This window comes from Candidatus Saccharimonadales bacterium, from assembly GCA_036397795.1.
Taxonomy (GTDB): domain Bacteria; phylum Patescibacteriota; class Saccharimonadia; order Saccharimonadales; family DASWIF01; genus DASWIF01.
Genome location: DASWIF010000059.1, coordinates 1 through 1,929, shown reverse-complemented (window position 1 = coordinate 1,929; position 1,929 = coordinate 1). Strand labels below are relative to the sequence as shown.

At 49.0% G+C, this 1,929-nt stretch carries 2 protein-coding genes; both read left to right on the top strand.

Features of this window, described 5'->3' with window-relative positions; genetic code table 11:
* Nucleotides 1-72: 72 nt before the first annotated feature.
* Nucleotides 73-1,518: a hypothetical protein gene (locus tag VGA08_03635; protein HEX9679686.1), complete on the top strand. Its 1,446-nt coding sequence runs from the start codon at nucleotides 73-75 to the stop codon at nucleotides 1,516-1,518.
* Between the two features lie 97 nt (nucleotides 1,519-1,615).
* A partial coding sequence (gene pilM / locus VGA08_03630; GenBank protein ID HEX9679685.1) for a pilus assembly protein PilM occupies nucleotides 1,616-1,929 on the top strand: 314 nt, incomplete at its 3' end.

Genomic DNA, 1,929 nt, shown 5'->3' with positions numbered 1-1,929 from the left:
GGCGGCATCTGTATACGGCCAGGACATTAATATCGACAACAAAATCAGAATTACACTGAGGAATCTCCTGTCATGAATACCAGAAAACCTGCTAGCGGCTTCATCATGGCTTCTTTATTAATTACGACTACCCTAGTGCTGTTGATTGGCATTTCAGTCACCCAGCTAGTGGTTAATAACTTTCTGCTAGCAACCAATGACGTGGCTAGATTTCACTCACAGAGCGCTGCCGACGCGGGGCTAGATTACGGTATAGCCACCTTGAACACTAATGAGGCATGGACTGGCACCACCGGAGAAGTTGAGCTTATGAACAACGGGGATGCCCGCACAACATTTGAGGTAACCGTTAGCAACGGTTCCAGTGAGAGCTTAAAAATACTAACCAGCACAGGACGAGTCTACACTCCTGCCGCTGCTACCGCACCAAGTAACGAACGAACTTTTGAGGTCACTGCTGAGGGCCTATCTCCAAGTAGCGGCAACTATTCCTTGGTCACTGGCGTCGGCGGGCTGTATATGAGTAATAATAGTAAGATTCTGGCAGGTGATGTCTATGTTAACGGTGAAATCCGTATGAGCAATTCCGCTACGATTGGTTTATCTACCGCCCCCGTTACTGTCAATGCCGCTCATCAAAACTGCCCAATTAGCGGCGGCGGCACCTACCCCAGACTGTGCGAAACCGGCGAAGGCGAGCCGATTGATTTGTCTAGCCCCCAAGCCCATATTTACGCCGACGTAGAAGCTAACAATCAAGTGGACGGCGATCAAATGACGGATAGCGGCTTAATTAACGCTCCTGTTATTAGCGATTATCAAAACCCTCCAGCAGGCTATGTCGAGCCACTCACTCTGCCCGAACACGACCGCCAGGCACAAGTCAGCAATGTCTCCACCACTACTAGCGACGGTTACTATACTAATTGCGACCAAAATAATGTAACTCGCACCTGGCCGGGACGGTTGAAAATTGTCGGCGATGTCCATATAGGCAAAAGTTGCAAGGTTATAGTCGAAGGTGACGTTTGGATTACTGGCCGGCTGACTATGCAGAATTCGTCCCAGCTAATCGTGTCCGATACCATACCTCTCGGCGGATCCAATACGGTTAATCCAGAGCTACCGACTATGATGGTCGACGGCCAAGCAGGCGTGTTTATGCAAAACTCATCAGAGATTATCGGCAACGCCGACGACGTGGGTGTCCAACTGATTGCATATTGGAGCCGAGCCGCCTGCTCACCGGACTGTGCGGACGTTACTGGCAACGACCTCTACGCCTCACGCAATGATCGCACCATTTATATGAACAATAGTTCTAGCGCGCCGACCTCAATACTGTATTCACGCTGGACCCAAGTTGAAGTTAATAACGGAGGCGACATAGGCGCTCTAGCAGGCCAAACCGTACGTTTGAGCAATTCCGCTGCCGTCACATTCGGTACTTCTGTCGGCAGCGGTGGCGGTTCTACACCGTCAACTTTTGTAGTACGAGACTATCGACGCGTGCTTTAGCTTATTTTTTCTAGACTTTAAAACAAACCCTCACATCTGTAAAAGCTTAGAGTAAACTGCTATACTGGCGTGGTTACTTGCTTATGGTTAATAAAAAATGAAAACTCCTCTCTTATTTATAGACAAACCGGTGTTTGGCCTTGATATTGGGCATAGCACAATTAAGGTCATCCAGCTCAATAAGAGCCGTCAAAAAACCGCGGTCAATGGCTATGGCACAATCGACTTCAACCCCAACGCCATCGTCAAGGGCGAGTTGGTCAACATTGAGGAGCTAGCTCGTCAAACTTTTAAGTTATTTGAGAGTGGTATGACGGGCAAAATTGAGACAAAAAGAGTGGCCGCCGCCTTGCCCGTCAGCTTCACGTATTCGCGGGTGGTGAACTTGCCACCGATGGAAGAAAAAGACCT

Excerpts from the sequence above, each read along its gene's own strand:
- VGA08_03635 (HEX9679686.1), top strand. The coding sequence starts at position 73 with ATGAATACCAGAAAACCTGCTAGCGGCTTCATCATGGCTTCTTTATTA.